Raw genomic sequence first — 1,228 nt, 5'->3', positions numbered from 1 at the left:
GTTGGAATGCTCCCCTACCATGGACATTCATCCATCCTACGCTTCGGTATTACACTTGATGCCCGTTTATTATCGACGCCCTGCCGCTCGACCAGTGAGCTGTTACGCACTCTTTAAAGGAATAGCTGCTTCCAAGCTAACCTCCTGGCTGTCTCTGCAGCTGGACCACCTTTGTTCAACTTAGTGTAAATTTCGGGACCTTAGCGGTAGGTCCGGGTTCTTTCCCTCTCGGACTCGGACCTTAGCACCCGAGCCCTCACTGCCGGTTCTGTATCAAGGCATTCGGAGTTCGTCAGGATTTGGTAGGATGTGACTCCCCCTAGTCCTATCGGTAGCTCTACCTCCTCAATACAATTCCCGACGCTGTTCCTAAAAACATTTCGGGGAGTACGAGCTATTTCTCAGTTTGATTGGCCTTTCACCCCTACCCACAGCTCATCCGGAAGCTTTTCAACGCTTATCGGTTCGGTCCTCCAGTACGTGTTACCGCACCTTCAACCTGGCCATGGGTAGATCACAAAGTTTCGCGTCTGCCGCCGCTGACTCAGCGCCCTGTTCAGACTCGCTTTCGCTCCGGCTGCGGACCTAAAATCCTTAACCTCGCCAGCGACGCGCAACTCGTAGGCTCATTATGCAAAAGGCACGCCGTCACCAAATCGCTTGGCTCCGACCGCTTGTAAGCGCACGGTTTCAGGTTCTATTTCACCCCGTTATTCACGGTACTTTTCACCTTTCCCTCACGGTACTTGTACACTATCGGTCTCTCAGTAGTATTTAGCCTTACCGGATGGTGCCGGCAGATTCAACCGGGATTTCTCCTGTCCCGGCCTACTCAGGATACCCGCCAACTCTCACATGCTACCCTTACGGGACTATCACCCCCTACGGTAAGCCTTCCCAGACTCTTCAGGTCACATATGATCGTTTCACGCAGGTCCTACTACCCCGCACATGCCGCAACATGTACGGTTTGGGCTAATCCGCTTTCGCTCGCCACTACTCACGGAATCACTGTTGTTTTCTCTTCCTCTGCTTACTTAGATGTTTCAGTTCGGCAGGTTTGCCCCCATTTCTGGATACCACTTGCGTGGTGGGTTGCCCCATTCGGAAATCCACGGATCTGCCCCCCTTGCGGGTCCCCGTGGCTTATCGCAGCTTGGCACGTCCTTCTTCGCCTCTGAGAGCCTAGGCATCCCCCGTGCGCCCTTGTTCACTTACTCTTCACGCA

1 rRNA gene is annotated in these 1,228 nt (G+C 53.7%); it reads right to left on the bottom strand.

Annotation, left to right across the window (positions count from 1 at the left end):
- Positions 1–1,220, bottom strand: a 23S ribosomal RNA gene (locus ACFFIP_RS17925); the annotation flags it as partial.
- Positions 1,221–1,228: the final 8 nt, after the last annotated feature.

The organism is Fontibacter flavus (assembly GCF_042432905.1).
Lineage (GTDB): Bacteria > Bacteroidota > Bacteroidia > Cytophagales > Cyclobacteriaceae > Fontibacter > Fontibacter flavus.
Note: the sequence above shows the minus strand (reverse complement) of the source record. Positions and strands in the feature narration are given on the sequence as shown.